Source organism: Acetobacterium sp. (assembly GCF_041752335.1).
Classification (GTDB): Bacteria; Bacillota; Clostridia; order Eubacteriales; family Eubacteriaceae; genus Acetobacterium.
In genome coordinates, this window is record NZ_JBGSHG010000024.1 from 1 (window position 1) to 2,139 (window position 2,139).

Consider the following 2,139-nt stretch of genomic DNA (forward strand, 5'->3'; position numbering starts at 1 on the left):
ATCATCATTCCACAGCCCGGCAATAAACTGATAGCCCATGGCATGTTGGCTGACAGCATAATCTTCGGTAATAATCAAGCCCCAGCCGCCCTTGGCTTTGGCTTCGTGATAGGCAATATAACGATCGGTGGCGGTGCCGTCCTCATTGCAATAGTTGGCCACCATGGCGGTGACCGCCAGACGATTGGGAATCTCACACTGGTTGATTTTCTTTGGGGTAAATAATTTAGTAAACATCTTGTACCTCGATTTCATATTTGGATTTACTCATAGGATAAACCCTCAAGTCACTTCAAGGTCAAGCTGTTAATTAAAAAACTATCAAAGTTTTTTTCGTTAGGTTATTAGATGAAGCAGTGATAGCTTTTTTTGCTACCACTGTCAGAAATAAAGTCCTGATTGATTATGAAACGTTGAAAATGATTGTTAAAAAACTTAAATGAGCAGACGGATATGGGAATGATCATGCTTATGTTCAAATTCGAGGGCGTTAAATAAATAAGATTTTGTGAGTGTTTCATCCATCTGAAGCAACCGTCCCCGATAGAGATGCATGGTTGTGATGACGTCATAAATTGTTTTATTGCCAGGATTTTTGATAAATCTCAGGATCAGTTCACGCCGAAGACCCAGTTCAGCAAATCTGATGTTGTCAATTTCATCCCGGTCAATTTCTTTACCCATAAATTACTTTCTAAGTTCCGACAATTGCGATCAAATCAACAGTCGAATTGTTGAGCCGTCATGGTTTTCAAAAAAAGTCAGCGCTTCCTGAATATATTGCTGGGTTGTTTCTTCAGGAATTCGCATCAAACGGCCGGTCAGGGTCTGGATGGTGATATATAGTTCGGTCACAGTTTTGGTCTGCGGGGCGTTGATATATTGCAAGCCAAATTCTTTACGGAGACAGGAATCCGCAAAAACTGCGGTATCAAAGTCCGTTTTGGTCATCCGGTTGGGCAGATCGCGAAAATAAGGATTGTATAATTTCAGGATAATTTCCTGGTAAATATATTCGGAGTGGAGCATTTCAGCATGAAAAGCCCGGGTTTGGGGATCGCTGTAGATGGCATGATAGTGATAGATCTGTTTGTGAAAATTGAGCTGGATGCCATTCATTTTATCATGATAAGTCTTAGTTCGGACAAAGGACATCAGTCTGACAATGAATTCCGAATAGATTCGTTCGGCAATATCCTTTTTTTTCTTAAAATAATAGGTTAATGTTCCCAGCTGGATGCCGGTTTCGGCGCAGATATCCCGCATCGAGGTTTTGGCATAACCATTGTTGTAAAATAGTATTTTGGCAGTTTGCAGAATGATCTGTTCAGTCTGTAAACCCTTTTTATATTTTTTCATGAGGTCCTCTTGTCCAATCGTTTAAAATCTTGAATTTTATTATAGCATATCAGGGTGGGGACGATCACTAAAAATAAAATAGTACAAAAAATAAAATGTACGAAAATCATTGCATCGCCATGATTGATGTGTTAATATAGTACAAAATCAATAATGTACGAAAGTTGATTTGAGTCTATTGGAAATTATGTTAAAAGGAGAAAGTAAATGCTAACAAAAAGACAGAATTTAATGGAAACGATTAAAGGAGGTAAGCCAGACCGGTTTGTCAACCAGTATGAATTTCTGGAACTGATCAGAGAAGCTCCCAAAGAAGCCTTTATGACGCCTAAAGGAACTGAAGTCAAAAATGCCTGGGGGATTACGATCCGCTGGCCGGAAGGTCAAATCGGGTCCTTTCCAGTTCACGATCATGGGCATAAGGTATTACAAGACATTACGAAGTGGCGCGAATACGTTAAGGCTCCGGCGGTAGATTATCCGGCTGAACGTTGGACGGAAGCCATTGCCCATGCCAAGGCGGTTGATCGCGATGAAAAATTTGTGACTGCCTTTGTAACGCCGGGGATCTTTGAACTGACCCACTATCTGATGGGAATGGAAGATGCCTTAATGAGTTATTACGAAGAACCAGAAGCTATGCATGAACTCATCGACTATCTGACTGAATATGAATTGCAGTACGCCCAGCAGATGATTGAAAACATTCACCCGGATGCGCTTTTTCATCATGATGACTGGGGCAGTCAGATTTCTTCATTTATGTCGCCGGAAACATTC

3 protein-coding genes and 1 pseudogene are annotated in these 2,139 nt (G+C 40.8%); 1 reads left to right on the forward strand and 3 read right to left on the reverse strand.

Translation table 11 applies throughout. The annotated features are described in order from the left end of the window. The 3 genes and pseudogenes from ACEW8F_RS03370 to ACEW8F_RS03380 form a co-directional block, all read right to left on the reverse strand. A pseudogene (locus tag ACEW8F_RS03370) lies at positions 1 to 237 on the reverse strand (NADH:flavin oxidoreductase); the annotation flags it as partial. Positions 238 to 435: 198 nt separating this feature from the next. After that, positions 436 to 684: a hypothetical protein gene (locus ACEW8F_RS03375; RefSeq protein WP_373482062.1), complete on the reverse strand. Its 249-nt coding sequence runs from the start codon at positions 682 to 684 to the stop codon at positions 436 to 438. Positions 685 to 714: 30 nt separating this feature from the next. Beyond that, positions 715 to 1,359 carry a TetR/AcrR family transcriptional regulator gene (locus ACEW8F_RS03380; protein ID WP_373482063.1) on the reverse strand — a complete coding sequence of 215 codons (645 nt, stop codon included), beginning with the start codon at positions 1,357 to 1,359 and terminating at the stop codon, positions 715 to 717. Between the two features lie 207 nt (positions 1,360 to 1,566). Between ACEW8F_RS03380 and ACEW8F_RS03385 the strand changes: the two genes are divergently transcribed. Continuing rightward, positions 1,567 to 2,139, forward strand: a 573-nt coding sequence (locus tag ACEW8F_RS03385; protein ID WP_373482064.1) for a uroporphyrinogen decarboxylase family protein, incomplete at its 3' end; no start/stop codon positions are given.

Coding starts and splice junctions, on each gene's coding strand:
- ACEW8F_RS03375 (WP_373482062.1), bottom strand. CDS start 684: ATGGGTAAAGAAATTGACCGGGATGAAATTGACAACATCAGATTTGCT.
- ACEW8F_RS03380 (WP_373482063.1), bottom strand. CDS start 1,359: ATGAAAAAATATAAAAAGGGTTTACAGACTGAACAGATCATTCTGCAA.